The sequence below is a fragment of the Campylobacter sp. RM9328 genome (assembly GCF_012978615.1).
In genome coordinates this window covers 1-1,738 of the sequence record NZ_LIWF01000044.1, presented here as the reverse complement: position 1 = coordinate 1,738, position 1,738 = coordinate 1, and the positions used below count along the sequence as shown (strand labels likewise).

Genomic DNA, 1,738 nt, shown 5'->3' with positions numbered 1-1,738 from the left:
TTGAGGATGTAAGGAAGAGGAAGTTTTAGACAAATTTACTCACATAATCAAGCGAGATTATTTTCTCGCTTGAAATAATATTTCGAAAATTCACATTTTTTACCACTTAAATTTTTGCAAAAATGAAATTTAAATTATATAAATTTAAATTTTGTTACTTTTCTTCACACTCTTTTCTAAACGCCCTATTGCCAGTATCATAATCATCTACTTATACATCAAAAAACAGCGTAAATTTATGATAAATAAAAAAATGATTATTCATTAATAATAATTTAATTTTAAAAAGCATATCATTCGACAATTTTTATCAAAAAAGGAGTTTTACGAAATGATGAGAAAGGTCTCAAACAAACTTGCCGTCATAATACTGGCTTTACTGACTCTGTCTTTTGTCGTATTTTCAGGCATTAGCTACTTTAAGTCCAAGGACACGATAATTAACTTATCAAAGGACTCAAAGCAAGCATCATCAAAAGCAGCAGAGGTTTTTGTTGAAGAGTTTTTTGGCACAAAAATACTTGCCATAGAGCAATTTGAGCTATTTTTAAAACAAAACAAGCACCTTCTAAATGACAGACAAGAGCTTGAAGTTGAACTGCAAAAACTTGCAACAGCTGCAAAACTAGACGAACTTTATATAGGTTTTGAAGATACCGGCGAGGTTGTCGGCGCAGAAAATTCAAAAGGTAAAATTTCAAGCATATACCACAAGACGGTTTATAGAGATAACTTTGACTCTAGAACAAGAGGCTGGTATAAAAAAGGTAGTGAAGCTAACGGTAAAATCGCCTTTTTCGATCCTTACGTAACTGGCACAACAAATAAATACGCAACGGGCGTAAGCAAGGCTTTCATCGTTGACGGCAAGAAAATAGGTGTTATCGGCGTAGATATCTACATAGACGATCTAAAAGCTGCTCTTAACATGATAAAAGATACGCCAACTTCTAACATAGTTATAGTTGATATGGCAAAATCATACTTTGTGTATCATCCAAACTATGAAAACATCACATCAACTTCACAAGAGAATCTAGCCGTTAGCAAAATTTTCTTAGATAGCCATACTAAAGATCCTGATCACGGTTTTGAATACACATACAACGGTGAAGAAAAGATAGGCTCCTGTGAGACATATAAAGCTGCAAACTGGCTAGTGTGCTCGGTAAATTCACTAAGTGATTATCAACCTATACTTAATTCCGTGCTAGTTTCCCAGGTTATCTTATCTGTTTTATTTATAGTTTTCATCGTGGGTATTTTGATATTTGCCGTGACTTACTTCCTAAAACCTCTAGGCGATATCACAAATGGATTAAATTCGTTCTTTAGCTTCCTAAACTACGAGATCAAACAACCTGTTAGGATTAACATAAAAACCACAGACGAATTTGGCGTAATGGCGGATATGATAAACGGAAGTATCGCTAAAATTCAAGAAGCCGCAAACCAAGACAGTGTCACCCTAAACCAAGCCGTTGATACTGCAAAAATGATAGAAGACGGCAACCTAAAAGCAAGGATCACACAAAACCCTGCAAATCCAGGTATAGTAGAACTCAAAAATGTTTTAAACAAAATGCTTGCTACGCTTGAAGTAAAGGTCGGTAGTGATCTAAATGAGATACAAAAAGTTTTTGACAACTATAGAGGCTCAAATTTCACGGCTAAAATTCAAAATGCAAAGGGCGAGGTAGAAAAGGCGACAAATATTCTTGGTGAAGAGATAGCTAGT

The 1,738-nt window shown here is 34.6% G+C and carries 1 protein-coding gene; it reads left to right on the top strand.

Annotation, left to right across the window (positions count from 1 at the left end; translation table 11 throughout):
• Positions 1 to 331: 331 nt before the first annotated feature.
• The coding region (locus CCAL9328_RS10555) for a PDC sensor domain-containing protein (RefSeq protein WP_170000625.1) at positions 332 to 1,738 on the top strand (1,407 nt) is incomplete at its 3' end.